At 35.7% G+C, this 24,356-nt stretch carries 32 protein-coding genes and 1 tRNA gene; 22 read left to right on the top strand and 11 right to left on the bottom strand.

From position 1 onward, the window contains the following. The first annotated feature begins 9 nt into the window (after positions 1 to 9). On the top strand, positions 10 to 1,095 hold the full coding sequence (uxuA, locus tag IGL31_RS06085) for a mannonate dehydratase (protein ID WP_002296654.1): 1,086 nt from the start codon (positions 10 to 12) through the stop codon (positions 1,093 to 1,095). Continuing rightward, the gene (locus tag IGL31_RS06090) at positions 1,088 to 1,801 is read left to right on the top strand and encodes an HAD family hydrolase (RefSeq protein ID WP_081156677.1); all 714 of its coding nucleotides are present in this window, start codon (positions 1,088 to 1,090) and stop codon (positions 1,799 to 1,801) included. The genes uxuA and IGL31_RS06090 overlap by 8 nt, the downstream gene beginning before the upstream one ends. A 206-nt stretch (positions 1,802 to 2,007) precedes the next feature. Here IGL31_RS06090 and IGL31_RS06095 read toward each other — a convergent pair whose 3' ends face one another. Next, positions 2,008 to 2,157: a hypothetical protein gene (locus IGL31_RS06095; RefSeq protein ID WP_002296658.1), complete on the bottom strand. Its 150-nt coding sequence runs from the start codon at positions 2,155 to 2,157 to the stop codon at positions 2,008 to 2,010. A gap of 395 nt (positions 2,158 to 2,552) precedes the next feature. On the opposite strand from IGL31_RS06095, the gene IGL31_RS06100 reads away from it, so the two are divergent. Next, positions 2,553 to 2,753, top strand: a complete 201-nt coding sequence (locus IGL31_RS06100; RefSeq protein WP_002293303.1) for a cold-shock protein — start codon at positions 2,553 to 2,555, stop codon at positions 2,751 to 2,753. A 1,192-nt stretch (positions 2,754 to 3,945) separates the two neighbouring features. Here IGL31_RS06100 and IGL31_RS06105 read toward each other — a convergent pair. From IGL31_RS06105 to IGL31_RS06120, 4 genes are all read right to left on the bottom strand, one after another. Next, a complete protein-coding gene (locus tag IGL31_RS06105) occupies positions 3,946 to 4,311 on the bottom strand; it encodes a TIGR02328 family protein (RefSeq protein WP_002296662.1) in 366 nt (121 codons plus the stop codon). 75 nt (positions 4,312 to 4,386) lie between these two features. Beyond that, the gene (locus IGL31_RS06110) at positions 4,387 to 4,632 is read right to left on the bottom strand and encodes a helix-turn-helix domain-containing protein (protein ID WP_002296663.1); all 246 of its coding nucleotides are present in this window, start codon (positions 4,630 to 4,632) and stop codon (positions 4,387 to 4,389) included. A 69-nt stretch (positions 4,633 to 4,701) separates the two neighbouring features. After that, a complete protein-coding gene (locus tag IGL31_RS06115) occupies positions 4,702 to 4,956 on the bottom strand; it encodes a hypothetical protein (RefSeq protein WP_086300066.1) in 255 nt (84 codons plus the stop codon). A 163-nt stretch (positions 4,957 to 5,119) separates the two neighbouring features. Beyond that, complete coding sequence (locus IGL31_RS06120) at positions 5,120 to 5,443, bottom strand: hypothetical protein (protein ID WP_086300067.1); 324 nt, start codon at positions 5,441 to 5,443, stop codon at positions 5,120 to 5,122. A 186-nt stretch (positions 5,444 to 5,629) separates the two neighbouring features. On the opposite strand from IGL31_RS06120, the gene IGL31_RS06125 reads away from it, so the two are divergent. After that, positions 5,630 to 5,703: transfer RNA gene (locus IGL31_RS06125), tRNA-Ile, on the top strand. Between the two features lie 384 nt (positions 5,704 to 6,087). On the opposite strand, the gene IGL31_RS06130 is transcribed toward IGL31_RS06125, so the two are convergent. Continuing rightward, complete coding sequence (locus IGL31_RS06130) at positions 6,088 to 6,585, bottom strand: isochorismatase family cysteine hydrolase (protein WP_010724100.1); 498 nt, start codon at positions 6,583 to 6,585, stop codon at positions 6,088 to 6,090. Positions 6,586 to 6,624: 39 nt separating this feature from the next. Then, entirely contained in the window at positions 6,625 to 7,434 is an 810-nt protein-coding gene (locus tag IGL31_RS06135; RefSeq protein ID WP_002296669.1) for a Cof-type HAD-IIB family hydrolase, read from the bottom strand. 333 nt (positions 7,435 to 7,767) lie between these two features. Between IGL31_RS06135 and IGL31_RS06140 the strand changes: the two genes are divergently transcribed. From IGL31_RS06140 to IGL31_RS06180, 9 genes are all read left to right on the top strand, one after another. Further along, positions 7,768 to 8,625 carry a glycosyltransferase family 8 protein gene (locus IGL31_RS06140; RefSeq protein WP_002296670.1) on the top strand — a complete coding sequence of 286 codons (858 nt, stop codon included), beginning with the start codon at positions 7,768 to 7,770 and terminating at the stop codon, positions 8,623 to 8,625. After that, positions 8,618 to 9,520, top strand: a complete 903-nt coding sequence (locus tag IGL31_RS06145) for a glycosyltransferase family 8 protein (protein ID WP_002298674.1) — start codon at positions 8,618 to 8,620, stop codon at positions 9,518 to 9,520. The genes IGL31_RS06140 and IGL31_RS06145 overlap by 8 nt, the downstream gene beginning before the upstream one ends. Before the next feature lie 32 nt (positions 9,521 to 9,552). Further along, the gene (locus IGL31_RS06150) at positions 9,553 to 9,903 is read left to right on the top strand and encodes an iron-sulfur cluster biosynthesis family protein (protein WP_002296672.1); all 351 of its coding nucleotides are present in this window, start codon (positions 9,553 to 9,555) and stop codon (positions 9,901 to 9,903) included. 48 nt (positions 9,904 to 9,951) lie between these two features. Continuing rightward, complete coding sequence (locus tag IGL31_RS06155) at positions 9,952 to 10,875, top strand: magnesium transporter CorA family protein (RefSeq protein ID WP_002303839.1); 924 nt, start codon at positions 9,952 to 9,954, stop codon at positions 10,873 to 10,875. Positions 10,876 to 10,952: 77 nt separating this feature from the next. Next, positions 10,953 to 11,846, top strand: coding sequence for an SDR family oxidoreductase (locus IGL31_RS06160; protein WP_002296675.1), 894 nt, complete (start codon positions 10,953 to 10,955; stop codon positions 11,844 to 11,846). A 37-nt stretch (positions 11,847 to 11,883) separates the two neighbouring features. Continuing rightward, the gene (amaP, locus tag IGL31_RS06165) at positions 11,884 to 12,447 is read left to right on the top strand and encodes an alkaline shock response membrane anchor protein AmaP (protein WP_002296677.1); all 564 of its coding nucleotides are present in this window, start codon (positions 11,884 to 11,886) and stop codon (positions 12,445 to 12,447) included. 13 nt (positions 12,448 to 12,460) lie between these two features. Then, positions 12,461 to 12,649, top strand: a complete 189-nt coding sequence (locus IGL31_RS06170) for a DUF2273 domain-containing protein (protein ID WP_002291274.1) — start codon at positions 12,461 to 12,463, stop codon at positions 12,647 to 12,649. A 12-nt stretch (positions 12,650 to 12,661) separates the two neighbouring features. Then, on the top strand, positions 12,662 to 13,564 hold the full coding sequence (locus IGL31_RS06175) for an Asp23/Gls24 family envelope stress response protein (protein ID WP_002296679.1): 903 nt from the start codon (positions 12,662 to 12,664) through the stop codon (positions 13,562 to 13,564). Positions 13,565 to 13,595: 31 nt separating this feature from the next. Next, positions 13,596 to 13,838: a GlsB/YeaQ/YmgE family stress response membrane protein gene (locus IGL31_RS06180; RefSeq protein ID WP_002291278.1), complete on the top strand. Its 243-nt coding sequence runs from the start codon at positions 13,596 to 13,598 to the stop codon at positions 13,836 to 13,838. Positions 13,839 to 14,093: 255 nt separating this feature from the next. Here the strand turns inward: IGL31_RS06180 and IGL31_RS06185 are convergent, their stop codons facing one another. The 4 genes from IGL31_RS06185 to IGL31_RS06200 all read right to left on the bottom strand — a co-directional run bounded on the left by IGL31_RS06185 (position 14,094) and on the right by IGL31_RS06200 (position 16,622). Beyond that, positions 14,094 to 14,465, bottom strand: a complete 372-nt coding sequence (locus IGL31_RS06185) for a hypothetical protein (protein WP_086300068.1) — start codon at positions 14,463 to 14,465, stop codon at positions 14,094 to 14,096. 634 nt (positions 14,466 to 15,099) lie between these two features. After that, positions 15,100 to 15,327 (bottom strand): helix-turn-helix domain-containing protein, encoded by a 228-nt coding sequence (locus IGL31_RS06190; protein ID WP_002295139.1) that lies wholly within the window; start codon positions 15,325 to 15,327, stop codon positions 15,100 to 15,102. Between the two features lie 8 nt (positions 15,328 to 15,335). Beyond that, a complete protein-coding gene (locus IGL31_RS06195; protein ID WP_002331739.1) occupies positions 15,336 to 15,809 on the bottom strand; it encodes a DUF2975 domain-containing protein in 474 nt (157 codons plus the stop codon). Between the two features lie 639 nt (positions 15,810 to 16,448). Further along, positions 16,449 to 16,622, bottom strand: coding sequence for a hypothetical protein (locus IGL31_RS06200; protein WP_179189390.1), 174 nt, complete (start codon positions 16,620 to 16,622; stop codon positions 16,449 to 16,451). A gap of 416 nt (positions 16,623 to 17,038) precedes the next feature. Between IGL31_RS06200 and amaP (IGL31_RS06205) the strand changes: the two genes are divergently transcribed. From amaP (IGL31_RS06205) to IGL31_RS06245, 9 genes are all read left to right on the top strand, one after another. After that, the gene (gene amaP, locus IGL31_RS06205; protein ID WP_002295947.1) at positions 17,039 to 17,605 is read left to right on the top strand and encodes an alkaline shock response membrane anchor protein AmaP; all 567 of its coding nucleotides are present in this window, start codon (positions 17,039 to 17,041) and stop codon (positions 17,603 to 17,605) included. 12 nt (positions 17,606 to 17,617) lie between these two features. Continuing rightward, positions 17,618 to 17,806: a DUF2273 domain-containing protein gene (locus IGL31_RS06210; protein WP_002290682.1), complete on the top strand. Its 189-nt coding sequence runs from the start codon at positions 17,618 to 17,620 to the stop codon at positions 17,804 to 17,806. A 12-nt stretch (positions 17,807 to 17,818) separates the two neighbouring features. After that, positions 17,819 to 18,376 (top strand): Asp23/Gls24 family envelope stress response protein, encoded by a 558-nt coding sequence (locus tag IGL31_RS06215; RefSeq protein ID WP_002295944.1) that lies wholly within the window; start codon positions 17,819 to 17,821, stop codon positions 18,374 to 18,376. Positions 18,377 to 18,407: 31 nt separating this feature from the next. Then, positions 18,408 to 18,650 carry a GlsB/YeaQ/YmgE family stress response membrane protein gene (locus tag IGL31_RS06220; protein ID WP_002290686.1) on the top strand — a complete coding sequence of 81 codons (243 nt, stop codon included), beginning with the start codon at positions 18,408 to 18,410 and terminating at the stop codon, positions 18,648 to 18,650. Between the two features lie 27 nt (positions 18,651 to 18,677). Continuing rightward, on the top strand, positions 18,678 to 18,905 hold the full coding sequence (locus tag IGL31_RS06225) for a hypothetical protein (protein WP_002295943.1): 228 nt from the start codon (positions 18,678 to 18,680) through the stop codon (positions 18,903 to 18,905). Between the two features lie 85 nt (positions 18,906 to 18,990). After that, complete coding sequence (locus IGL31_RS06230; RefSeq protein ID WP_002296683.1) at positions 18,991 to 20,205, top strand: ammonium transporter; 1,215 nt, start codon at positions 18,991 to 18,993, stop codon at positions 20,203 to 20,205. A 30-nt stretch (positions 20,206 to 20,235) separates the two neighbouring features. After that, positions 20,236 to 21,663, top strand: coding sequence for an amino acid permease (locus IGL31_RS06235; protein WP_086300069.1), 1,428 nt, complete (start codon positions 20,236 to 20,238; stop codon positions 21,661 to 21,663). A gap of 22 nt (positions 21,664 to 21,685) precedes the next feature. Then, complete coding sequence (gene glsA, locus IGL31_RS06240; RefSeq protein ID WP_086300070.1) at positions 21,686 to 22,612, top strand: glutaminase A; 927 nt, start codon at positions 21,686 to 21,688, stop codon at positions 22,610 to 22,612. A gap of 207 nt (positions 22,613 to 22,819) precedes the next feature. Beyond that, the gene (locus tag IGL31_RS06245) at positions 22,820 to 24,280 is read left to right on the top strand and encodes a hypothetical protein (RefSeq protein WP_002295937.1); all 1,461 of its coding nucleotides are present in this window, start codon (positions 22,820 to 22,822) and stop codon (positions 24,278 to 24,280) included. Positions 24,281 to 24,356: the final 76 nt, after the last annotated feature.

Raw genomic sequence — 24,356 nt, forward strand, 5'->3', positions numbered from 1 at the left:
GCTGAAAAGATGAAGTGGGGATTTAGATGGTATGGTGAAAAAGGGGATTCGATCCCATTAAAATATGTTCGCCAAATACCGGGAATAAATGGGATAATTGGAACTTTGCTGACTAAAATGCCTGGAGATGTTTGGGAGATTTCAGAAATTGAGGAGTTGAAAGCATCTGTTGAGAGCCAAGGACTGGAACTGCTTGGAATTGAAAGTGTAGCGATCCACGATGCAATCAAGGCAGGGACAGATGAACGAGATTACTATATTGATAACTATATACGAACAATCAAAAACTTGTCTCGATGTGGGGTTCGATTGATTTGTTATAGCTTCAAACCAATTTTTGGATGGGCGAAAACTGATTTGTTTAATGAAAACAACGATGGAAGCTATTCACTTTTATACGATCAGAAAATCGTCGATCAGATGGAGCCAGGAGAAATGTATCAATTGATACACAGCCAGTCAAAGGGATTCAAATTGCCGGGTTGGGAAGAAGAACGGTTGAAAAAATTCGCTCAGCTGGAAAAACTGTATGAAGGAATGACCGAAGAAGAATTATTTGAAAATCTGACTTATTTTTTAGAAAAAGTGATTCCAGTGTGCGAAAAAGCAGATGTAAAAATGGCTATCCATCCAGATGATCCGCCATGGGAACTTTTTGGTTTTCCTAGAGTGACGAAAAATCTTGGCGACTTGAAGAAAATTCTAAATGCAGTAGATTCTCCATATAATGGACTAACGCTGTGCACAGGATCTTTAGGGGCAAATCCGGAAAACGATTTAGTTGAAATCATCCATGAGGTAGGTTCGCGCATCCATTTTGTCCACTTCAGAAACGTGGAGTTTTTAGGAGAAAGAAAGTTCAAAGAAACGGCACATCCCTCTACAGAAGGCTCCCTTGATATGTATCATATTATGAAAGCGTTGGTGCAAGAAGGGTTCGACGGTCCTATACGCCCTGATCATGGTAGAACCGTGTGGGGTGAAGTGGCTATGCCTGGATATGGCCTGTATGATCGTGCAATGGGACTCACTTACATGCAAGGTCTATATGAGGCGATAAGTAAGGAAAAACCACTGGGAGAGCATTATGAATAAAATCAAGCTCTTCATCTTTGATATGGATGGCCTTTTATTAGAAACTGGACGTTTAGCTTATCGTGCTTATGTAAAATCAGCACAAAAGTATGATTATGAAATGCGTAAGGAAGTCTATTATTTACTAACTGGCCAAACAGAAATGGCGATAAGAGAACAAATGGGCATTTTGTACGGAGAAGATGTTCCATATATCAAATGGCGAGAAGCAATCAATCAATATAAAGAAAAAATCGTGAAAGAAGATAAGAGAGTATATACGAAAAAAGGAGCAGAAGAAATTTTATCTTTTGCAAAAGAAAGAGGAATCCATACAATCGTGGCCTCGTCTAATACACGCGAGAAAATAGAAATGTATTTAAGAATGGAAAATCTATACGATTTTTTTGAACAAATCATTTCGGGAGATGACGTGGAAAAAGGAAAACCGGAACCAGAAATCTTTTTGAAAGCTTGTTCAAAAATGAATATTTCTCCAAGTGAAGCACTTGTATTTGAAGACTCGATTGCAGGGATCGAAGCAGCAAGGCGAGCGGGCATTTTGTCTTTTCTCATCAAAGATCATTTGATAGGGTTGCCCGATCATAATGGGAAGCATAAGTTGAAAGTAGATGTAAGTTTATATGAATCCAATAAAGCAGACTATGAATTTTATGACCTGCATCAAGCAAAACGATTTTTAGAAAGTAAAGGGTTGTATCTCTAATAAAGAGGACTATTTTCTAGTCCTCTTTATTTATTGTCCTGCACGACTGAGGGAACAGATGAAAAAGAAGTAATTTTTTATTTTGAAGTATCTACCTTATTTGTAGTGAACAATTTAGAACAAACACAAAACGCATCTACTGTTATCTACCAGTAGATGCGTTTAAAGAGAAGAACGAGAATCGTCCATATGAGGGTTTCCACTCCTTATGCAGATTTTTTTAATTCTTGCACTGCTTGTTCGATCGTAACACCTGTCGCTACATGATTGGTATTTTCTTTGTCAAAAACGACAAATAGATTCAAATCTGTATCCAAGGTTACTCGATATTGTATATCTTTGTTATAGAATGTCATAGCCATTCTCCTTTCTTTAAATACTTGCTGAAAGGCAACGAACGCGTTGATAACGAAATTCCATTTATAAGTATACCACCAATTGAAAGGTTTTCATAGTTAAGAAATTTTAAAGTCAAAAGTTGCAGATAAAAGCAAATAAACAAGAAAACAAAAAGTGAATCAATCGCGGTTATTCAACTTTTTCTTCGATTCGAAGACAATAGAAGACAATGAATTTTATATTTCATTGCATTATCCTTGTGTTATTAGAAAAAGCATGATATATTAAATGAGTAATCTATTTTGAAACGTAATTTGAGCGATATATCTACATAGATAAAACTCCTTTTGCCTATCAAATATTTATTGCAACGAAAAAACGTACATTGATACGTATCAGGAGGAATTTATTTATGAATAACGGTACAGTAAAATGGTTCAACGCAGACAAAGGTTTTGGCTTTATCACTGGTGAAGATGGAAATGATGTATTTGCACATTTTTCAGCTATCCAAGGTGACGGCTTCAAAACTTTAGAAGAAGGCCAAGCAGTGTCTTACGATGTTGAAGATGGTCAACGTGGCCCTCAAGCAACAAACATTGTTAAAGCTTAATAAAAATTGACTTTTAACCGTCTTTTCGAAAGAAAAGACGGTTTTTTTGTACGAAAAAATTCATTGGTCGTTGAATGGGCTGAATAGTAGTGTATAAAACAATTTTGTGGAGCGTGAGGCTTTTATGGTAGAGGAAAATACGAATAAAGTGATGTTGATAAAAAGATTCCTATCTTGAATATGAAACGAGATGTCTTGAAAATGAATGAGTTTGACCAATCATTATCCTATCGAAATTTACAGTTTCGTTCGATTGGTCTGTCAATTAATGAAAAAGTAAAAAAGAATATGTTCTAGGAAGAGGGCGGCACATCTACATTTTTAAGTAACGGACAGTTCAAATATCAAGCATTGAAAGAGGCTATCCTACTGTTTGAAGGAATACGAGTATATAAAAACGACAAAGAGGAAAAAGTAGTTCATTAAATCCCTTCAAGTGATGAAAGAATGAGATCTAATAAAACCTGATCTTTCATCTGTTTTTTAAATAACGTAATAATTTTTTTGTTTTTTGTGCTTTCGCCGTTATTGTAGAGTGATTTAGCATTCTTATTTTTAAAAATAACTGTGTTATATATTAAAAAAGGCATAATAGTTATAAGTTTTTTTAAAGAATATTTAGAAATTATTAATTTTCGTCTGAAAACAAAAAAAGAAAGCGTTATTATTTTAGTCTATTTTCAGGGGGGGTAACCTTATGATAAAAAAACTATTTTTACTATTAATATTAACGCTAGCAATGGCAGGTTGTTCTGACTCTGGCTCAGCAACTGAACTGATCACAAAATCAACTGAAGCCACGACAGAGGAGTTAAAATGTGGAAACGATCACAGTGACTACAGAGGCTTAAATCGACGATGCATGGGAATATTAGGCAGAAGCAATTGTAAGCATCGATGTAGTAATCGAAGAAGTTGTAGAAGAAGCAATAGAAAAATCAAAAGAAAGATCAAAAGAAGCAATCTGTGCTGTGCATCGTATACAGACGTCGAAGATGCGGTACTTTTAAACCACGTCAGGAGATGTTCATTTATGTCTAGGGAAGCTGGCGATGAACCAAAACTAGAGTACGCTTTTAGTTTTGCACGTGAGGATGAAGATAACCTTAAAACTTACGACATTTTAGCTTGATCTAAGATGGTTAAAGCTTTTTAATGAAGTAAGAGGAGATAGAAGGCTTTTCTAGTTATATTAGGTAAGATAAATTCCTTTTTGCTCCAAATTTGCTAAACATTCTGCTAGATAAACTTCATCGTGTTCCGGATAAATCGGCACGTTGCGCTCTACAGTAGGTAAATCAAAAAATGCTTCGCATGATTTGCCACGATACATAGGATTTTTCCACTCTGGTGCTGGGCTGTAACCACGTTTTTCCATTTCATCCATGACAAGCTGATGATATTGGAATAATCTATAAGGAGAATAGTGAAAAACATAATCCACAGTAGCATGTTTCTTTCCCCAGCCATTTCCTCTTAATGCACAGCATTCCCGATGTTGTCCTAAAAGCTGTTGACGAGGAAGCTTTGAAATCAATTTTTCATGCCATAATCGCATAGAAATGTCTCCTTTATATATAGATTGTTAACCTTAGACGTTAAATGAAAAAACCAGCAACAAGGCTGGAAAAAATCACTTCAGTTTGCTTGCTGTTTCTGAGCGACCAATTAGGTAATCAACGGAAATATCGTAAAAGTCAGCGATATAGATTAATTCAATGATGCTTGGAATTTCTTCTCCTTCTTCGTACTTACGATATTTGAATAAAGGAATACTTAACGCGCTAGAAACAGCTACTTGAGATAAAGATCGGCCAGTTCTTAAGAAATTCAGACGACAACGTAAAGTATCCAGTAAAATAGCTTCTTCGATACTCATTTAATCACCTTTCATTATAGTAGAATAGTTATAATGACTATAGAAAGCTACACATGCAATCAATAGTACTCAATGTTTTTTATTTAAACGTATCAAATAAAGAATGACGATCAATAAAGACAAAACCAGTCCTGATAATTCTTCTATAAAAACACTATCGGGTTCAAAGTAGTTGTAATTAAAAACTTTCCACATAAAGTAGATAGCCGAAAGAGTCAAAATAGCTAAATAAAACCGTTCTTTGTTCCAATTCATAAGATAAACAATACTTGCGACCAGTGCGACCGCAGGCACCCAAAACAAAACTCTCACCAACGTAATCATGTAACGGACTCCTCAACGATTCATATAATAAAAGATAACATGTTATTGCATACATCACAAATGAAATGCTAGGAAAATAAAAGAAGAATAGATCAATGAAAAATGAAAAAGCAGAACAGTTTTCTGCTGATAAGCAGGAACTGTTCCGCTGAATGTGTCTTATCTATCGAGAAAAAATCAATGGATTGATATCTAAGTAATTCAATACATATAAAAAGAGGACGATCGCATTCACTAAAAAGGAAAGAATGATGATCCCATAGCGAATGGAAATATATTTAACAAATACTTTTGTTTGAATACGGGCATATCTTTTTCCTTTATAGCTGAGCATCATGACAAGAAGCAAAAGGGTAATCACACCTTGAAAAATCATTCCAATAAACAGAATTCCTGAGGTTTGATAATTTAATTGGAGAAAATAAGCTGCTGCCGCAACTAAATCGAATAAAATCGCAATAAATGGCAAAATAATCACTCCTAACATTGAGAATAAATAAAAGAATAACATTTTTTCTAAAATAAGCAAATAAAAATTAAAGTAACAAAATAGTTATGACACAAGTAAAAGAAATAAGAATAACAATATTATTTTACTTATATTTTGGAACTTGCGAGAGTTTATCATCCGTGCTATAGTTGAAAAGTAACAAAAATAAATTTTATTTATGATGTACCTTTAGCTCAGTTGGTTAGAGCAGACGGCTCATAACCGTCCGGTCGTAGGTTCGAGTCCTACAAGGTACATAAGAGGTTGTGAAAAAGCTGCCCTGCATCAAGTAATAAGAACAGCCAAGTAAAAACAGCTTCTTATGTTTTTACTTGGCTGTTCTTATTACTGCAGATGCAAGCTTTTGAATACCGTTTAAGGAAGAGGTTGTGAAATCAGCGTTTTGACCTGAGTATTAGAGAAACAAACGGAAAAATAGTTCCTCGTATTTTGCCGTTTGTTAAGCTAATACCGAGGGTCAGCTGATTGAACACCATTTAAGAAAGAGGTCGTGAGCCTTCCGTTTCACTATGTGTCATAAAAAAGCCAATCTACTTTGATAGAAAAAGCACGTAGGACTAAAACAGTTCTGCGTGCTTTTTTTATTGTGTGTTAAATATCGTAAATGAAGATAGATATTTTTATGATTCGACGATAGAGACGTTGAAATCTTTCAACAGCTCTAAAGCGGATTCTCCGTGTTTTCTACTGGAGACTAACATTGGATCAACAAAAAAGTCTGCTTCAGGAAAAGCACTCTGCAGGCCTATCAGATTAGAGAGTACACACAAGTTTGTTTCAATCCCGACTACTTCGATCTCTTTTTGTTCTTCTTTGCTTTCAAATAAAGTTTCCTTGATTTCAGCTAAAGTTTCAGGTGGAATCGTAAAGTAATACTTTTTAATCACTCGTTCATTTTCTTGTGGAGAAAGAAGAGGGATCAATTGCAAATCTTCTCGTTCTTCTTCTTTGTCCTTCAGTTCAACTGGAATATCCCGTGTGAAGAGAATATATTCATTATTTTGGCGTGCTTTAGCTAATCTTTGAGCAATACGTTCTGCCAATTGATCTGACTCTGGAATATAAAATTCGCTGTTTGGATCAAGAATATGATTTTGCATATCAATAATAACTAACATTTTCTTTCCTCCTACATTCATATCGTCATTTTATTCTTTTTAATAAAAGTTTTTTAAAATATAAGCAACACCAGCTTCTTCATTCGTCAGCGTTACTTGGTTTGCAATTTCTTTTACTTGTCGCTGTGCATTCCCCATCGCAATACTCAACCCGCTGTAATTCAACATAGCAATGTCGTTTTCTTGATCGCCAAAAGCCATGATGTCACTCGATTCGATTCCAAGGTAATCCGCCAGAAAAACAAGTGAATGAGCTTTAGTGATACCTGTAGGCGTGATTTCTAAGAAATGCGGATCAGAGAATACTGATTGGATACCATCTGCTTGCAGATCTCTTTGTAGCTTCTGTAGTTTTTCTTCACTCTTATCTGTTAATGCTAATTTAAGATAGCTAAGAGAAGGATCTTCCAACATATTTAAAATTTGATCAAAAGAATGGTTCTGTAAATTGAAATGTTCATAATAAGGGTCATCTTTGACTAGATTTGATTCATCGAATGTCAGCTGATCATCTTGGGTTTCTCGGCTAGCAATGATGGATATTTTCGCTTCTTGAGCATAGAAGAAGGCTTTTCTCAGTGTATCGCTATCTATTTTTGAACGTCTGAGAACTTTCGCCATTTTTCCATCCTTCATTTCAGCAATCAGTGAACCATTGGAAGAAATCAAATAGCCACCGATTCCTAATTCGGAAAAAATATCTTTAGCAGAAATGCTGTTCCTTCCGGTAGCGACGGTTACGATTCCGCCATTTTCATCAAATTTCCGAAGTGCTTGGATATTTTCTTCTGGTATCTTTCCATTTCGATCAAGCAAGGTACCGTCTAAATCAATCGCTGCTAGTTTCATTTTATCTTCCTACTTTCTTTTTACATATCTATTTTCCTGTTACCTTAAGATTAAATGAGAATTTAAAAAAATGAAACTAACTTGCTTTGTCATTATGAATTTTTTCAAAAAACATTCTTAAGAAAAAGGTGGCTATATATAGTAGTTTTTGGTCAATACCTTTGAATAAAAAGCCATGAAAAACGAATAGTTAGCGCTTACCAATGCGTTTTGTGATAAAAAAATTTTAAAATATTCAATGAAAACAAAGCATATATTTTGCTTTAAAACCAAATGAGGAATATTCTAGATGTAGAACAGGTTAGAAAAAGATTAGAAAAAGGAGTGATTTTGATGGAGAAGAGATACGGCGTAGTTCCTGTGGTAACTGCTTCAGACGAAAATTATGCTCCTTACTTGAGCGTGATGATCGCAACTGCATTAGAAAATTGCAATAAAACAAGACGCATAAAATTTTATGTGATTGACGATGGTCTATCAGAATATAGTAAAGAAGGATTGGAAGAAACGGTAAATAAATATTCAAGTAATGCAAGTATCCAATTCCTGACAGTGGAAAAAGATATCTACGAAGACTTCCTAGTCAGTGACCATATCACAACTACCGCTTACTTAAGAATTTCTTTACCAAACTTATTAGCTAAAGAGGATTATAAGAAAGTCCTTTACTTAGATTCAGATGTGTTAGTACTAGACGATATCGTAAAACTATATGATGAGCCGTTAAATGGAAAAACAATCGGCGCTATTATCGATCCAGGTCAAGTGAAAGCTTTGGAAAGATTAGGAATCGATTCCGATGACTTGTACTTCAATTCAGGAGTGATGGTGATTGACATTGATCAATGGAATAAAAAAGAAATTACAGAAAAAACTATCCATTACCTCAGTGAAAATGGCGATCGAATCATCTATCACGACCAAGATGCTTTGAATGCTGTACTTTATGAAGATTGGGAACAACTTCATCCAAAATGGAACATGCAGACTTCGCTGATTTTTGAACGTCATCCAGCACCAAATGAAAAATATGAACGTCAGTATAAAGAAGGAAATGAAAAACCTTCGATCGTTCACTTTACAGGACATGATAAACCTTGGAATACGTTGAAAGATCATCCGTATACCAATTTATACTTAAAAAAATTAGCACACAGTACTCTAACGAAAGTAGGCGAGATCAATGAATAAAAAAGAAATAGCAGTAGTCGCAAGTTGTAACACAAAATTCGTACCACATTTAGCTGCATTATTTGTCTCAGTATTAGATAATTGCAACCCGTCTAAATTTGTTCGGTTCTATGTGATTGACGATGATATCGATTTTGAAAGTAAACAGCTTTTACGCTTCTCAGTGAAAAACGCACGAATGAACTCAGATGTGGAATTCTTGAAAATCAATAAAGAATTCTTTACAAATGTGGTAATCAGCGATCGTATTCCAGAAACAGCTTATTATCGTATTGCGATTCCGGAATTGTTCCGCGGCACAGAAGTTGAACGTATCTTATATATGGATTGCGACATGATCGCTTTACAAGACATCTCTAAATTATGGCGTCTTGATTTTGGGGATTCAATCGTAGCAGCTGTTGAAGATGCAGGGTTCCATCAACGACTGGAAAAAATGGAAATTTCAGCTAAATCAATGCGTTATTTCAACTCAGGTTTGATGCTGATCAATGTGAAAAAATGGTTAGATGAAAATATTACGCAAAAAGTATTAGATTTCATCGAACATAATCCAGAAAAATTACGATTCCATGACCAAGATGCATTAAATGCTATCTTACATGACCGTTGGTTACCACTTCATCCGCGTTGGAATGCACAAGGCTATATCATGGCAAAAGCAAAAAAACATCCAACAGCAGCAGGTGAACGTGAATACGAAGAAACTCGCAACAATCCTTACATTATCCATTTTTCAGGACATGTGAAACCGTGGAGCAAGGATTTTGAAGGGCCAACGAAGAAATATTACGAAAAATATGCAGGGATGACGGCTTTCCGCTGTGTAGCTAAATTCCCTAAATATCCAAAATACGCAAAAGTTCAACCAAAAACAGATGTAGTTGTTAAATAATAGAAGACAACAACTGAAGAGGGGGAGCAGGAATGGAAATTACAATGTCTAAAAATGCAGTAGAGACGTTAATTGAAAAGGTTGGGGAAAATACAAAAATCGCACTCGCGCTCATCAATGATTCCGATCCATTTTTAAGGGACAAAGGTGCTTTTGCAAAAGGCAGCTTTTTTCAAATCATTCCTTTTGTTTCGGAATTTGGAGAATATGCGACTAAAATCGAGCATCCATTATTGGACATCTATACATCTAAATTAGAGCAAAATTATTTCGGTAAACGATTGAACATGGACTTCAACAAACAGCTTGACAGCTTTTCATTAGAAAATGAAATCGCAGTACTCGATTATAATATCAAATTAAAGAACTGCTTCTTCAGCTAATAGTTTCGAGAAAGTCCAAAAAGGAGGTATACATTGAGATACTACTTTGTGGATGAAGAAAAGAATGTAATAGAAACAGATGAAAAAAAATATAATTGGCTCGTACTTGATAGTGCAAAGCCCGAAGAGATTGAGCAAGCAATCGAAGAATTCGAGCTTCCTGATGATATTTTCGTAGGAACCGAATATCCGGAAGAAGTTTCTCGGATGGAGCGCCTTTATGAGACGAAACTAGAGCATCCATTTTCTTTGGTAGTGATTAATCTAGATCAGTCAGATAATCGTATCGAAAAAAAATTAACGCCAATATCTTTTGTACTTTCCGATAATCTCTTGATTACTTGTATCGATAGAAAAACCGAATTTGTGGATCGGCTGCTGACAAAGCATGGAAATCATTTAAACTCGTTTGAAAAGATCATCACGTATACATTATTAGATATTTACACCCATTACGTGAAAGAACTAAGAGAGATGAAAAAGCGAATTGACGCTTTGGATAAAGCAGCTCGTAAAACAACGGAAAATGAAGAACTGTATAAACAGGCAGATCTTGAAAGAGACATCGTATATATCGATCATACCTTAAGAGATCAACGGGAAACAATGGATCAATTATGGAATTCTGAAACTTTCATCAAACGTTTAGATGATGAACAGCTACTCTATGATGTCCATTTGAGACAGCGACAAACAGAAAAAATGATCGAGATATATCGAGATTTATTAGAGAGTATTGGTGATCTATTCAACGGGATGATGGACAATAATCTAAATCATATCATGAAATATCTAGATTCAGCTGCATTAATCATTTCCGTTCCGGCGTTGTTCGCAGGGATTTGGGGAATGAATACAGGAGGATTACCGGGTAAAAGTTCTGCTCTAGGCTTTATACTCGTAGTCTTTGGCTCTTTGATAGCAGCAGTAGTTTTAGGTTACCATTTATACCGGAAAGATTATACAAATTAAAGAATCTATTTAAAACAGGTATCAAACAAAGAAATTTGTTTTGGCAATACAATTTAAAAACTAGGAGGAATACAGCAATGACAGAACCAAAATTAATCGACCCGCGAAACTTGTACCATACGGAGAAATTTCCTAAACAAGATCAGGATACACCCGCTTTACAGCAGAATATGATTCCTGTTCCTGATTGCGGAGAAGAATCCTATGAAGGCAATAATCAACTAGAAAACCGCCGTGTACTAATCACTGGTGGAGATTCAGGGATCGGTCGTGCAGCAGCGATTGCATTTGCTAGAGAAGGGGCAGATATCGCTCTTCAATTCTTCCCAGGAGAAGAAAAAGATGCAGAGGAAGTAGCAAAATACGTGAAAGATGCAGGACGTAAGATTGTCTTACTACCTTTTGATCTTCGTGACGAACAAGCACCTAAAGAAATCATAGATAAAGCCGTGAGTGAACTTGGCGGGCTAGATACGATGGTACTAAACGCAGGACAGCAAATTTCTTGTCAGTCTATTGCTGAGTTACCACTTGAGCAAGTCAAAGACACATTTATGATAAACATCATCGCTATGTTTGCTTTAGTGAAAGAAGCTGTTCCGCATATCCCAGCAGGAGGAGCAATCGTAACAACAACTTCTGTTCAAGCATTCAATCCAAGCGAACATTTATTAGATTACGCAGCAACAAAAGCTTCAATCGCTAACTTTACGATCGGTTTAGCAAAACAGCTTGCACCTAAAGGAATCCGTGTAAATGGTGTAGCACCTGGTCCAATCTGGACACCATTACAACTAGACGAAGGACAACCTTCTGATTCGATCCCTGAATTTGGTCAGCAAAGTTTACTAGAACGTGCAGGTCAGCCAGGAGAATTAGCACCAGTTTATGTTTTCTTAGCATCGAATAAAGCAAGTTATGTTACAGCCCAAATTTACGGAGTAACTGGTGGAGAAGCGATCAACTTATAAGAAGTTGATCGTTTCACCCCTATGAGGAGGTGCGAAAATGAATAAAGGTGTAAAAACGATCGGAGTGATCGGAACGTTACTTTTGCTATCTGTGCTTTTGTTTGCGATACTATTAAGTGCAACCTATCCATTGCCTTTTCAGCTAGAGAAGTTTCGATTCTTTTCCATCACTAATTCATACGTGCAACAATATGTATTTTGGCTTGCCGTTGCATTTGCTATTTTGACAATTATCACGTTACTTGTTTTCCTGTTTTATCCAAAAACAATCGGAAACTTTCTACTGAAACATGGTGATGGGGAGTTGACGTTGGATAAAAAAGCAATTGAAGGAATGGTTCGTTCTCACTTGCATGAAGATGAATTCATCCATTCACCAAAAGTAAATGTCAAAGCAACGAAAAACAAGATCGCCGTCAATGTAAAAGGGGAGTTGAAACGAACTTCAGCACTCATTGGTAAAACAGGAACATTGATGAAAGAAATCGAAAATGAAGTACAACACATATTGGGAACAAAAGAGCCAGTGAAAGTATCGGTGAAATACACAGGCTTTGAAGAACCAGCTAAACGAAGCAATGACCGCAAACGAGTAGAATAGGGGGGGACCAAAAATGAAAGAACTATTTTCGACATACAAGCTCCCTATCATCTTTGGGGTACTTGGATTGATATTAGCCGTTTTATGGATCACCGTGGGCTTTTTCAAGACCTTATTGATCTTGATCATGGCAGCGATCGGCGTCGCTATCGGTTTTTATCTGAAACAAACGAAAATCTTAGATCACTATTTTAAATCTTAGGAGGAAACATCCATGAATAACAATAACAAAAATAATAACAATAAAATGAACAACCAAAAACCAGTGTCTGCACATCCAGACCCAACGACACCAAACCAATCAAATGGTGTGAACGATGAAAAGAACAAAACAGCACCAGTATCTGCACATCCAGATCCAGTAGTCCCTAACGTTCAACAAGGAGTAGAAGAGAAGAAACATGATGCAGAAAAGCATGCACCTCATCATCCAGGAACTCCAGAATCTAAAGTTCCAGAACAACATGATGCAATCGATCCTTCTAAACCTGTGGAAGAGCAAAAACATCCTTCTGACCATGCGAAAGCACAAGAAAAACTTAGTTCTGACCACACAAACGGACAAGGAAAACTTGGTTCTGATCATACAAATAACCAAGGAAAGCATGATTCTGAACAGGAAGATTCAATGCGCGGTGAGCTGAATTATGAAGATAAAGTTGTGCAAAAAATCATCGGAATCGCAATTGAACAAGTAGACGGTTTATTATCTGCAAACGGTGGTTTCTTCTCTAATGTGGCAGGAAAACTTGTGAATACAGATAATGTAACGGCTGGTATTGAAACAGAAGTCGGTAAAAAACAAGTAGCAGTTGATATGGATGTCATTGTGGAATATGGCAAAGATATCGAAAAAATCTTTGAAGAAATGCAAGAAGTAATCGGCAAAGAAGTAAAAAATATGACACACTTAGAAGTGATCGAAGTCAACGCTAACGTAGTGGACATCAAAACAAAAGAAGAATTTGAAAAAGATCAAGAAACGGTGCAAGACAAAGTAACTGACGCAGCGAAAAAAACCGGTGAATTTGCTTCGAATCAAACAGATAAAGTAAAATCAGCAGCTGGAAGCGGCGCACAAAAAGTAAAAGAAAATACAGAACCACGGGTTCAGTAATAAGGAAGTAAAACATTAGGAGGAACGAAACATGGGATTTATTTGGTCACTTATCGTCGGAGGAATTATCGGAGCAATTGCAGGAGCAATCACGAATAAAGGTTCTTCGATGGGGATTATTGCAAATGTCGTAGCAGGTTTAGTTGGATCAGCACTTGGTCAAGCATTGTTAGGTTCTTGGGGACCAAGTATTGCAGGAATGGCAATCGTGCCATCATTGATTGGTGCCATCATTTTAGTACTAATCGTATCATTCTTTGCTCGAAAACTGTAAAAAGACTTTTAAAAAGAGGTCGTGAAAAAGCTGTTCTTCATCAAGTAATAAGAACAGCCAAACAAAAATAGCTTCTCATATTTTTCATTTGGTTGGGCATATTATCGAAGATGCAAGCTTTTGAACACTGTTTATTCGGAATAAGAGGCTGTGACAAGACTTTTGTCACAGCCTCTTATTTATGCGGGCAAATTCCCAATTAGATTTTTAAAAGTTTTTCCTTAAATGTGTCTTTATTGATACAGAGAAGCTTCTTTAATAAAACAATGCCTTCCTAAATTTTCTTGAGATAGGAAAGGTGAACATACAAAATAATACGACCACTTGGAAAACCCAGATGATCCACAAATGGATCGTATGATACTGATGAAGTAAAAAGCAATGGATCAGAAACTCAAAGAGATTGAAAAAGACAAGGAAGAAATAATATCTCTTTTTTACTCTTGTCTGTTTTAGCCAATAATAGCTCGTAAAGTAATCTAGACAAACAAATAGAAGTAAACAAAGTTTCGTAAGAGCAGCAATCGTATCATGTTGCTCTGCTAGACGATTGACGAGCAGGAAAAATGTTGGTAATGGAATATAGATCACGAGTAATGAAAGAAAAAAGTAAACAATAAATGGCATACTATTCCTCCTAATTGTGTGAGTTCGCCCTCATTTTAAAATAACGATATTTGTTTGTGAAGCTTTTTCGTGTCGTAACAAATGTTATCTAATGTATTTTTAAATAAATAATCATTATTATCAAAATAATGTTAAAAATAAAAAAGAATAGTCCATCACTGTTATTCAAATCATTTTATCAAAACTACATAGTAAATGGTAAAAGCAACATGACATAATATATAGAAGGCTTTACAGTATATATGGGAGTTTACTAAAAAAGAATGGAGTAAGAGTTAACACAATGGGCCATTAGCTGAAGTTTTAAGCACTTCAAGGTATGAAACAGAATGGCCTGTAATACTACATGATTATTTAGACTGCTCAAACTGCTATCAATCTGGTGGAATGAATAAAGTATTATACTAAAAGCAGATCCAACTACAACGTAACAGGAAACCAGTTGTATCAGGAAAAGTGATAGTACATGGAGAAGAAAAGGCCCCCTTTGTATGAGTCAGTACATATCTTATTTATAGATAAAACGGTATTCAATCGAAATAAAAAATCTGAATAATAGACGTAAATAACTTCTAAAAGTCTTACACATCTATCATTCAGATTATTTTTTATTTACTGTTTGTTCTACTTTATTTTATTCTTCTGGTATAGTATTCGAGTCATTTTTATAGGTCAACAAATCACCCGGTTGACACTCCAAAACTTGGCAGATTTTTTCGAGAGTGGAAAAACGGATGGCTTTTGCTTTTCCATTTTTTAGAATAGAGATGTTTGCCATCGTAATGCCCACTTTCTCACTCAATTCAGTCACACTCATTTTTTTTTGAGCTAATACTACATCTAAATTAACGATAATTGCCATGTCGCACCTCACACTGTCAAATCATGATCTGTCTTAAGTAAAATCGCATGTTCAAGCAGTTTTTCCAGCACGCTTGTTAATGTGTATACTGCAAAAGGAATGAATACGACAGCGATTCCTACCAACATCAAACCTGGAGCATCGTCTAAATCCGCTACTTTCATAAATTTAGGAAGTAAGCCAAAAAAAGCGAAACCAATAAACAAAATGGTTCGTTCGATTTTTTTTAGTATGTTTAAGCTTTGAGTGGAAAAAGCTTGGTTATCTTCGATTTTTTTCAATAGTTTCAATAAGAAATAAGCAATAACGATCCCTAGGAAAAGGGCAAAGTAAATGACAGAAACAAATAATGTGGTCTGCCAATCAAAATTGAATCCTTTTTCGCTTGTAGCGATCTGAGTGTAAAAAAGTACGCCGAACAAAATAAATACGGCACTTATACCTAAAACGACAAATTTTAATAGCAATGTTTTAAATTTCATTTTTATCCCTCTTTTATCTTTGATAGCTAAAATATAGCAGAATAATTATTGTAAAACAACTATTTTTTATCGAAAAACAATAAAAATATATCGTTTATAAAAAATGATAGAGTATGAAGGTGTGGAGTGCATTTAACAGCTTTTTTTGATTGTAAGAAACATTTAAAACCAGTTATTTTAGATTCTATGTGTGTCTCTTCTATAATGCTAGTTTAGATGCCTGGGATTATATTGGACAATACAGTTGGAGGATTTTTTATTATCTAGCGAAGAGAAGTGTAAGTTAACAGAACTGTATGAGAAAAAAGACAACTACGTAGTAGCTAACCGATTCATTAATTTTTTCAAGTTCATGTTTATTTACGTATCAGAATTTTTCTTATTCAATGGTTTGGTGTAATCTCCACTTATTTGTCCTTTATTGCTTATACAATGTTATACAAAAGGAAAATCAAGCATTGACACATGGGGTGGTACTATCTAGCTGAAATAGCTTAATAAGCGCAAGTAGATGCATTGGATTAGTTTATAAATCAAAAGTGTTAGAGGTATTAAGAAGAAGTAGAAAAATAAAATGGATTGCCGAATAAAAAGTACCATAAATCCTAAAACATGTGCCAACAGATAGATGGCACATGTTTATTTTTTTCGATAATTTTGTAACAAAAATACGAAGATGAAAAAGAATAGAGATTCCCATAATGTAGTAGTCCAACTGAATTCTTTACTGATACCAAATACCATATTTCCTAGATTTGATACAATCAAATAGCCAATCGTTATGATCAATGAATAGCACAATCTTTTCATCATAGGACATACCTCGTTTTTATTTATAAGAATAGTATAAACCAAAGAAGTGAATAAGAAAAATGATAATATAAAAATAAAGCAAGAACGCATTAAAGTAACTAAAGTTATTTATTGTATTTTTTAATTCTCCGAAAAAATTTAATAAATAAATAGAATCTTGTAATAATAACTGAGCATAATCTTTGCAATTTTTAATCTTGAATAATATCCTTTAAGTATAGCCAGCAATCAAAAGTAAATAGAGAATAAGTAAGCAATTGTTATTTCAGTATCAGACTGGCAATAAAACGCCGTTATGATCCAACAATGTTTGGTAGCGCTTTATTTACTGGTGCTATGCTAACTGTTCGCTATCTATACTGTGATTGTCGGTAGAGTTATTTACAGGGTAAAAATATGTTTATAGGAGGTGGAAAATGAATAAGGGGTTAAAAATAATCGGTGTTATCATGAGTTTACTGCTACTTTCAGTATTTCTAGCGATTGCGTTGATCAATGCGCCGTATATTATGCCTGAACAATTGGAACGATTTCGCTTCTTTACTTTAACGAATTACTACATGCAACAATATATTTTCTGGGCAGCTGTAGTATTTGCCGTTCTTGCTATTATCATCTTGCTAGTCGTTCTTTTCTATCCAAAGTCAAGAGGAACTTTCGTTATGAAACGGGAAGATGGCAAACTAACAATCGACAAAAAAGCGATCGAAGGGTTGGTACGTTCCCATTTACACGAAGAAGAGTTCATTCATTCACCTAAAGTACGGATACGTTCAACGAAAAATCGAATCCATATCCATGTCAACGGAGACTTGAAACGAACTTCTTCATTAGTAGGGAAAACAGGTGTATTGATGCAAGACATCGAAGAAGAAGTGACTAAAGTACTCGGAACAAAAGAAACGGTCAAAGTGGCAGTCACATACAGCGGTTATGAAGAACAAGAAGATACAAGAGACTACAAGCACTCTCGAGTGGAATAGGAGGGCCAAATAATGAAAGAACTATTTTCAGCATACAAGCTCCCTATTATCTTTGGGGGTCTTGGACTACTGCTAGCTGTTTTATGGTTAACGATTGGATTTTTCAAGACATTGTTGATCATAATCATGACAGCAATTGGCGCAGGAATCGGTTTTTATTTGAAACAGACAGGAATAGTTGATCAATTTTTTAAATCATAGGAGGAAACAAAGATGGAAAACAAAAACATGAATACAACAAATGGATCAGTTTTGGCAAATGAAAAAGGAGAAAACCGCATGATGAATGGTGAATTGACTTATGAAGACAAAGTCATCCAAAAAATCATCGGTTATGCTTTGAAAGATGTAGATGGTCTATTGACATTAGATGGCGGATTTTTCTCAAATATGGCTGAAAAATTAGTCAACACAGATAACGTAACAGCAGGTATCAATACAGAAGTAGGTAAGAAACAAGTAGCTGTGGATCTAGATGTGATCGTAGAATACGGTAAAGACATCGAAGATATTTACAACCAAATCAAAGAATTAATCAGTACTGAAGTAAACAATATGACACATTTAGATGTTATCGAAGTGAATGTGAATGTTGCAGACATCAAAACACAAGAAGAATACCAAAAAGATCAAGAAACAGTACAAGACAAAGTAACAGAAGCAGCAAAATCAACAGGACAATTTGCTTCACGCCAAACAGATAAAGCAAAATCTGCTGTAGGCAAAGGTGCACAAAAAGTCAAAGAAAATAACGAACCACGTGTACAATAAGAAGTAAAAAGTCAGTTAGGAGGAATTTAAAATGGGATTTATTTGGGCATTAATCGTCGGCGGTATCATTGGAGCAATTGCAGGAGCAATCACGAATAAAGGATCATCAATGGGGATCATCGCAAACATCATTGCTGGTTTAGTAGGTTCAGCAATTGGACAAGCTTTACTAGGAACTTGGGGACCAACAATTGCAGGAATGGCTATCATTCCATCATTGATCGGTGCAATCATTTTAGTATTAGTCGTTTCATTCTTTGCACGTAAATTATAAGCAAATTGAAGAAAAACTTATGTTGAAATGAAGAACAAATTTGAGAACCGTAGCGACACTCGCTGCGGTTCTTTTTTATATATTTTATATGAAGTATTCTTTATTCCTTATGAAAAAATATCTTTAAAAATAAAAAAAGACGAAAATAAACGGTTTTCTATAAAAAGAAGACCGTTTATTTTTTGTCTTTATTTGTGTGAAAAACGAAAAAGAGCACAACACATCAAGCTTTTATTAATTGTCTGTCTTTTATAAATGCAAGTATTAATTCAAAAAAACAGAAGAAAAAAACAACTACACCTTCTTTTATACTCGTAATCGTAGAAAGGAGGCGAAAAAAATGAATACATTACCTATCAATACAGGAGATACAGCATTCATGATTTTATGTACAGCAATGGTTTGTCTGATGACTCCTGGTCTAGCTTTTTTTTACGGCGGATTAGCACGGAAGAATAATATACTAACGATCATGTCTCAATCTTTTCTCTCCGTTGGGATAACAACGATTATGTGGGTATTTGGTGGATTCGGATTGGCCTTTGGACGGGATATCGGCGGTGTTATTGGAAACCCGGCAGATTTCTTTTTGATGAGACATGTTACAAGCTTCCCCAACATGTTTCATGGTGCAACGATTCCATTTTTAATGTTCTTTCTTTACCAACTGATGTTTATCGTGATTACCGTTCCTTTGATGACAGGAGCTTTTGCAGGGAGATTGAATTTAAAAGGCTATATTATACTTGTTATTTTTTGGAATCTGCTGATTTATTTCCCTGTTTGCCACTGGATATGGGGCGGCGGATTTTTGGATCAGATGGGATTTAGAGATTTCGCTGGTGGAGCAGTCATCCACACGACAGCTGGATTCGGCTCTTTAGCATGTATCCTCACACTTGGTCAAAGAAAGATTCCTTTAGGAGAAAGAAGTCAGCATAGCAGTCTTATGGCAGCTGCTATCGGTACAGGACTGCTTTGGTTTGGCTGGTTCGGTTTTAATTCCGGTGGTGCACTTCGAGCAGATGAACAAGCAGTCAATGCATTTGGTTCAACATTCATCGCTCTTGCATTTGCGATGATTACTTGGCTGATCATTGCAAAAGTAAAAGGAAATGGCTTTGATTTTGTCGACGTACTAACAGGATCCGTTGCTGGATTGGCAGCCATTACGCCTTGTGCCGGTTATGTAGAAGCAAAAAGTGCCATGCTGATTGGGATCATTGCGGGTATCGTCTGTCATGCTGCTGTTGATTTTCGTAAAAAGAAACAATGGGATGATGCACTTGATGTGTGGGGTGTTCATGGCATGGGCGGATTCACAGGTACGATTCTGATAGGGATCTTTGCATCTAACAGCCATTTACTAACGAATCCAAGCAGCTGGTACTTCTTAGGGATTCAAGTGATTGGTGTCATCATTACTGCCGTGTATGCCTATGTGCTGACAACAGTGATTTTAAAATCGGCGATGCACTTTACAACGATCACTACTACAAAAGAAGAACAAGAAGAAGGATTGGACTTTTTCTTCTTTGGCAACAAACTCAATTGAAACAAATTCAAATAGAAAAGAGGAAGATTCATGCAACAAAGCAAAACGAAAATTCCTGCAAAAAAATTAACGTTCTTTGGCTTTTTGGCTATGACCATCTCAATGGTCGTTTCATTATATGAATATCCCACATTCGCGACCTCAGGCTTCAGCTTAGTATTTTTCTTGTTATTAGGCGGTTTGCTATGGTTTATCCCTGTGGCATTGTGCGCAGCAGAGATGGCAACGGTGAAAGGATGGGAAAAAGGCGGTGTCTATACTTGGGTCAGTCGCACATTGGGAAAACGATTCGGTTTTGCCGCAATCTTTTTCCAATGGTTTGAGATAACAGTTGGCTACTTGACCATGCTGTATTTCTTAACTGGTGCATTATCCTATGCAACGGGTATTGGTGCTATACAAAACAATAAATATCTGAAATTGGCAATCCTATTGATTATTTTCTGGGCTATTTTACTCTCACAGTTAAAAGGAACCAAATATACTTCATTGATTGCTCGGATCGGTTTTGTAGCTGGTATCTTGTTGCCAGCATTAGTCTTGTTTGGCTTAGGGATCCATTATGTCGCTTCAGGCGCTCCACTACAAACGACACTGTCTATGAAAACATTGATTCCTGATTTTTCGAAATTGCCTACGCTGGTTGTTTTTGTTTCCTTTATTTTAGCATATATGGGCGTAGAAACATCTGCCAGTCATGCAAATGAAATGGAAAACCCTAAAAAGGATTATCCATTAGCAATGTTTGTATTGGTTATTCTGGCAATCATTTTAGATACTTTTGGCGGATTGACCGTCGCTACTACAGTACCTCAACATGGTTTGTCTCTTAATACAGGGGTGATTCAATCGTTAGAATTCCTATTAAGACACATTGATCCAAATCTTGCATGGATTGCGAAAATTCTTGCGATTCTTGTTTGTTTAGGTGTCATCGGAGAAATTGCTTCTTGGGTAACCTCTCCTTCAAAAGCACTTCACGTAGCAGCAGAAGAAGGATTACTTCCTGAATATTTTGCAAAAGAAAACACACACGGTGTTCCTGCTCATTTGATGATCGCAAATGGGATCGTTGCAACAATCTGGGCAGCCGTCTTTACATTAAGCGGCGGGGGGAATAATCTTTCATTTCTTGCAGCGATGTCATTGACTGTTGTAATCTACCTGATGTTGTACTTTATGTTTTTCGCGGGCTATTTGAAGCTGGTTTTTAAAGATGACAGCCTTGAAAGAGCCTATCAGGTTCCAGGCGGAAAAGTTGTAAAAGTAATCGTTGCTTGTTTAGGTCTTTTGACTTCACTTTTTGCTTTTTGTATCTCATTTGTTCCACCTGCTAGTATCGCAGATGGACAGCATGGGATTTATGAAACGATTCTGATTGTTTCTTATCTTATCGTCTTAGTTATTCCATTTACGATCTACGCATGCCGTCATAAATTCCAGCATGCAGAAAAATAAAAAATGAAAGCTGGTTATTCAAATGGAAGTAAAAGAATTAGAACAATTGATTGGAAAAAATTTCCACTATTATCAAACAGGACAAGTGGCGGATTACATTCCAGCATTAGCTGAAGTGGATCCTAAACAATTAGGTATGGCGATTTATGATTTGGATACAAAACAACTGATTGAGGGTGGAGATGCCGATGTGCGCTTTGCCATCGAAAGCATGTCAAAAGTTCCCGTATTGTTATTAGCAATCAAAGACAACGGAATAGAAAAAGTCTTTCAAACAATCAACACGGAACCAACCGGATTTGCTTTCAATTCTATCATGAATATGGAAATCAATCATCGCAAACATCCAATGAATCCTTTTGTTAATGCAGGAGCGATTGCAACAACCTCGTTGATTGCCGGTAAAGATGCAGATGAAAAATTTGAGCGAATCTTGTCATTTATGAAAGAGATCTGTGATGATCCTAATATCACATTGAATGAAGAAATCTATCATTCTGAATCAAGAACAGGTGATATCAATCGCTCTCTTGCTTACTATATGAAAGGTAATCAAATGATCGAAGGAGACGTATCGGAGATACTCGATGCTTATTTCAGACAATGCTCCCTCAATGTCACCGCTACAGGCATAGCAAAATTAGCTGCTGTGCTGGCAAATAAAGGAATCGCTCCTTGGAATGGCAAACAAATCATTACTGAAGAAAGTGCTACAATCGTCAAATCAATTATGACAACTGCTGGTTTGTATGATGAATCAGGAGAGTTTTCCGTCCATGTTGGTGTACCTGCAAAAAGCGGTGTAGGCGGCGGGTTGATGGCAGCTGTGCCAAATCGTTACGGCATAGGTGTCTTCAGCCCGGCACTAGATCCATTTGGTAACAGCGCAGCTGGTATCCAATTGTTGAAAGATGTAGTCAAAGAACTAGACGCTGACATCTTTGAATAACCATTCTTGAAAGAGGCTGGGGTAAAAGTCCAAACGGCTCAAAGCTACCTACAATGAGGCTGAAATTGTGAGCTTGTTTGACTTTTGTCCCAGTTTCTTTTTTTATTGGTTTTTGAAAGGGCTTTTCTAAATAAAAAGGAAACAAAAATACGATTTACAGATATGATTAAATAAAATCATAAGAAAAACTGGAGGCGTGTATCAGGAATGCTGGAAAATTACATCGAGCGAAATATATTTAGAAAAGTGTATCTGTGTGAACAATTATTTGAATTCCAAGAAATAGATATCGAACAAACAGCTATTTCACTAAGGGTGACTACACCAACGATCCTTCACGATCTAGAAAGTCTAGCCGAGTGTCTAGAATATTGCATAAAAGAACAAGTAAGAGAGAAGCATAAGTATAAACTCGTATTCAAACATGGTATTGCTCTTTCTGAGCTCACACAGTTTCTGTACGGTCAATCTTATTTTTTAAAGTTTTTAAGTTATTATTTTAATGGTATATTCACGAGTACAGAACTGGCTGATCTTGAATTTATTTCTTTGAGCAAAGTATATACAATCAAAAAAATCGTATTGGATTTTTTTAAAGAAAATGATTATTTGAAAAATAAAGAAATCATTATCCCAGAATTTGACTCGCGGAACATCTTGCTAGCTTTAGTACGCTATGTCAATTGGGAAGGCTATGAAAATAAAAATCCGTATGTAGAAGAAGCTTGTAACGAGTTGATTGATTATGTAGAGACTCATTTTTTTAAAAGAAGATATTCGGAAGATGAAAAGTCCTTTATCATACGAGGAATAGAGATCGCAATCGGAAGAAAGGCATTTCCCCTTGGACTGAAAGAAGAAGATAAGAAAAGCGCAGAAACGAAGCCGTTATTTCAATTAGTCTGTCAAGGATTGGAAGAGCAAAAAGGAATTCTAGACTTACAAGAAGAAGATGTCTATTATATTTTTTCTTTGTTCAACAGTAGAAATTATACCAATGAGAACATGGAGCTGTTAAGAAAAGATTTCGAAGTTGTTTATAAAAATTTTGTTCTCAATGACCTATCACTGAATGAATTGATTTTACAGATTATTAGTATCGCTGAAATCGACGATGCAGAAAATTTTATTTTCAAGCAATCCTTTTTACAATTTGTCCGTACGTTGTGGGCAGATGGACAAGTATTTTTACCGGAAAGGATCTATCTTCTATCAGAAAAAGAACAACTTCTGTACGGAAAAATTGTAGAAATATTGGAAGAGTGGAAAAAGAAAAATCAAATCCAACTAAGATGGAATGAAAATTTCATTCGAAAATTCGTCAAAAGTCTTTCTTTGATCAACAGTGAACAAGCGGGGAGACAGGAAATAGAAATTTTTGTTGTTTCAGAAAGTTCAGTCAAACAATTTTTTTATCGAACCCAATTTCATTTGTATGCGGAAGAAGGCATCGCCGAAATAAATCCTATTTTATTTCGTTCATTAGAAGAATTGCCTGATGAATGTCTATGTGCGAAAAAAAGAGTGGTTTTGTGCGATGCTGCTAGCTATCAAAATGGATTAGAAACTGAAAAGACAAAGATCTATCCAATCTCATTAAAAGGTGCAAACATCCATTTGTATCATATTGCTCAGGAACTTCACCTATTAAAAAAACATATTTCTTGATGAGACCTTAATTAGGAGACCTTCTACAAATCTTTTTAATTGTCTGTAGAAGGTTTTTATTTGAGTCCTGATTCGT

Origin of the sequence: Enterococcus sp. MSG3290 (genome assembly GCF_050555565.1) — a bacterium.
In the GTDB taxonomy this organism is placed as follows: Bacteria; Bacillota; Bacilli; order Lactobacillales; family Enterococcaceae; genus Enterococcus_B; species Enterococcus_B faecium.

Excerpts from the sequence above, each read along its gene's own strand:
- uxuA (WP_002296654.1), top strand. The coding sequence starts at position 10 with ATGAAGTGGGGATTTAGATGGTATGGTGAAAAAGGGGATTCGATCCCA.
- IGL31_RS06090 (WP_081156677.1), top strand. The coding sequence starts at position 1,088 with ATGAATAAAATCAAGCTCTTCATCTTTGATATGGATGGCCTTTTATTA.
- IGL31_RS06095 (WP_002296658.1), bottom strand. The coding sequence starts at position 2,157 with ATGACATTCTATAACAAAGATATACAATATCGAGTAACCTTGGATACA.
- IGL31_RS06100 (WP_002293303.1), top strand. The coding sequence starts at position 2,553 with ATGAATAACGGTACAGTAAAATGGTTCAACGCAGACAAAGGTTTTGGC.
- IGL31_RS06105 (WP_002296662.1), bottom strand. The coding sequence starts at position 4,311 with ATGCGATTATGGCATGAAAAATTGATTTCAAAGCTTCCTCGTCAACAG.
- IGL31_RS06110 (WP_002296663.1), bottom strand. The coding sequence starts at position 4,632 with ATGAGTATCGAAGAAGCTATTTTACTGGATACTTTACGTTGTCGTCTG.
- IGL31_RS06115 (WP_086300066.1), bottom strand. The coding sequence starts at position 4,956 with ATGATTACGTTGGTGAGAGTTTTGTTTTGGGTGCCTGCGGTCGCACTG.
- IGL31_RS06120 (WP_086300067.1), bottom strand. The coding sequence starts at position 5,443 with ATGTTAGGAGTGATTATTTTGCCATTTATTGCGATTTTATTCGATTTA.
- IGL31_RS06130 (WP_010724100.1), bottom strand. The coding sequence starts at position 6,585 with ATGTTAGTTATTATTGATATGCAAAATCATATTCTTGATCCAAACAGC.
- IGL31_RS06135 (WP_002296669.1), bottom strand. The coding sequence starts at position 7,434 with ATGAAACTAGCAGCGATTGATTTAGACGGTACCTTGCTTGATCGAAAT.
- IGL31_RS06140 (WP_002296670.1), top strand. The coding sequence starts at position 7,768 with ATGGAGAAGAGATACGGCGTAGTTCCTGTGGTAACTGCTTCAGACGAA.
- IGL31_RS06145 (WP_002298674.1), top strand. The coding sequence starts at position 8,618 with ATGAATAAAAAAGAAATAGCAGTAGTCGCAAGTTGTAACACAAAATTC.
- IGL31_RS06150 (WP_002296672.1), top strand. The coding sequence starts at position 9,553 with ATGGAAATTACAATGTCTAAAAATGCAGTAGAGACGTTAATTGAAAAG.
- IGL31_RS06160 (WP_002296675.1), top strand. The coding sequence starts at position 10,953 with ATGACAGAACCAAAATTAATCGACCCGCGAAACTTGTACCATACGGAG.
- amaP (WP_002296677.1), top strand. The coding sequence starts at position 11,884 with ATGAATAAAGGTGTAAAAACGATCGGAGTGATCGGAACGTTACTTTTG.
- IGL31_RS06170 (WP_002291274.1), top strand. The coding sequence starts at position 12,461 with ATGAAAGAACTATTTTCGACATACAAGCTCCCTATCATCTTTGGGGTA.
- IGL31_RS06175 (WP_002296679.1), top strand. The coding sequence starts at position 12,662 with ATGAATAACAATAACAAAAATAATAACAATAAAATGAACAACCAAAAA.
- IGL31_RS06180 (WP_002291278.1), top strand. The coding sequence starts at position 13,596 with ATGGGATTTATTTGGTCACTTATCGTCGGAGGAATTATCGGAGCAATT.
- IGL31_RS06185 (WP_086300068.1), bottom strand. The coding sequence starts at position 14,465 with ATGCCATTTATTGTTTACTTTTTTCTTTCATTACTCGTGATCTATATT.
- IGL31_RS06190 (WP_002295139.1), bottom strand. The coding sequence starts at position 15,327 with ATGGCAATTATCGTTAATTTAGATGTAGTATTAGCTCAAAAAAAAATG.
- IGL31_RS06195 (WP_002331739.1), bottom strand. The coding sequence starts at position 15,809 with ATGAAATTTAAAACATTGCTATTAAAATTTGTCGTTTTAGGTATAAGT.
- IGL31_RS06200 (WP_179189390.1), bottom strand. The coding sequence starts at position 16,622 with ATGATGAAAAGATTGTGCTATTCATTGATCATAACGATTGGCTATTTG.
- amaP (WP_002295947.1), top strand. The coding sequence starts at position 17,039 with ATGAATAAGGGGTTAAAAATAATCGGTGTTATCATGAGTTTACTGCTA.
- IGL31_RS06210 (WP_002290682.1), top strand. The coding sequence starts at position 17,618 with ATGAAAGAACTATTTTCAGCATACAAGCTCCCTATTATCTTTGGGGGT.
- IGL31_RS06215 (WP_002295944.1), top strand. The coding sequence starts at position 17,819 with ATGGAAAACAAAAACATGAATACAACAAATGGATCAGTTTTGGCAAAT.
- IGL31_RS06220 (WP_002290686.1), top strand. The coding sequence starts at position 18,408 with ATGGGATTTATTTGGGCATTAATCGTCGGCGGTATCATTGGAGCAATT.
- IGL31_RS06225 (WP_002295943.1), top strand. The coding sequence starts at position 18,678 with ATGAAGAACAAATTTGAGAACCGTAGCGACACTCGCTGCGGTTCTTTT.
- IGL31_RS06230 (WP_002296683.1), top strand. The coding sequence starts at position 18,991 with ATGAATACATTACCTATCAATACAGGAGATACAGCATTCATGATTTTA.
- IGL31_RS06235 (WP_086300069.1), top strand. The coding sequence starts at position 20,236 with ATGCAACAAAGCAAAACGAAAATTCCTGCAAAAAAATTAACGTTCTTT.
- glsA (WP_086300070.1), top strand. The coding sequence starts at position 21,686 with ATGGAAGTAAAAGAATTAGAACAATTGATTGGAAAAAATTTCCACTAT.
- IGL31_RS06245 (WP_002295937.1), top strand. The coding sequence starts at position 22,820 with ATGCTGGAAAATTACATCGAGCGAAATATATTTAGAAAAGTGTATCTG.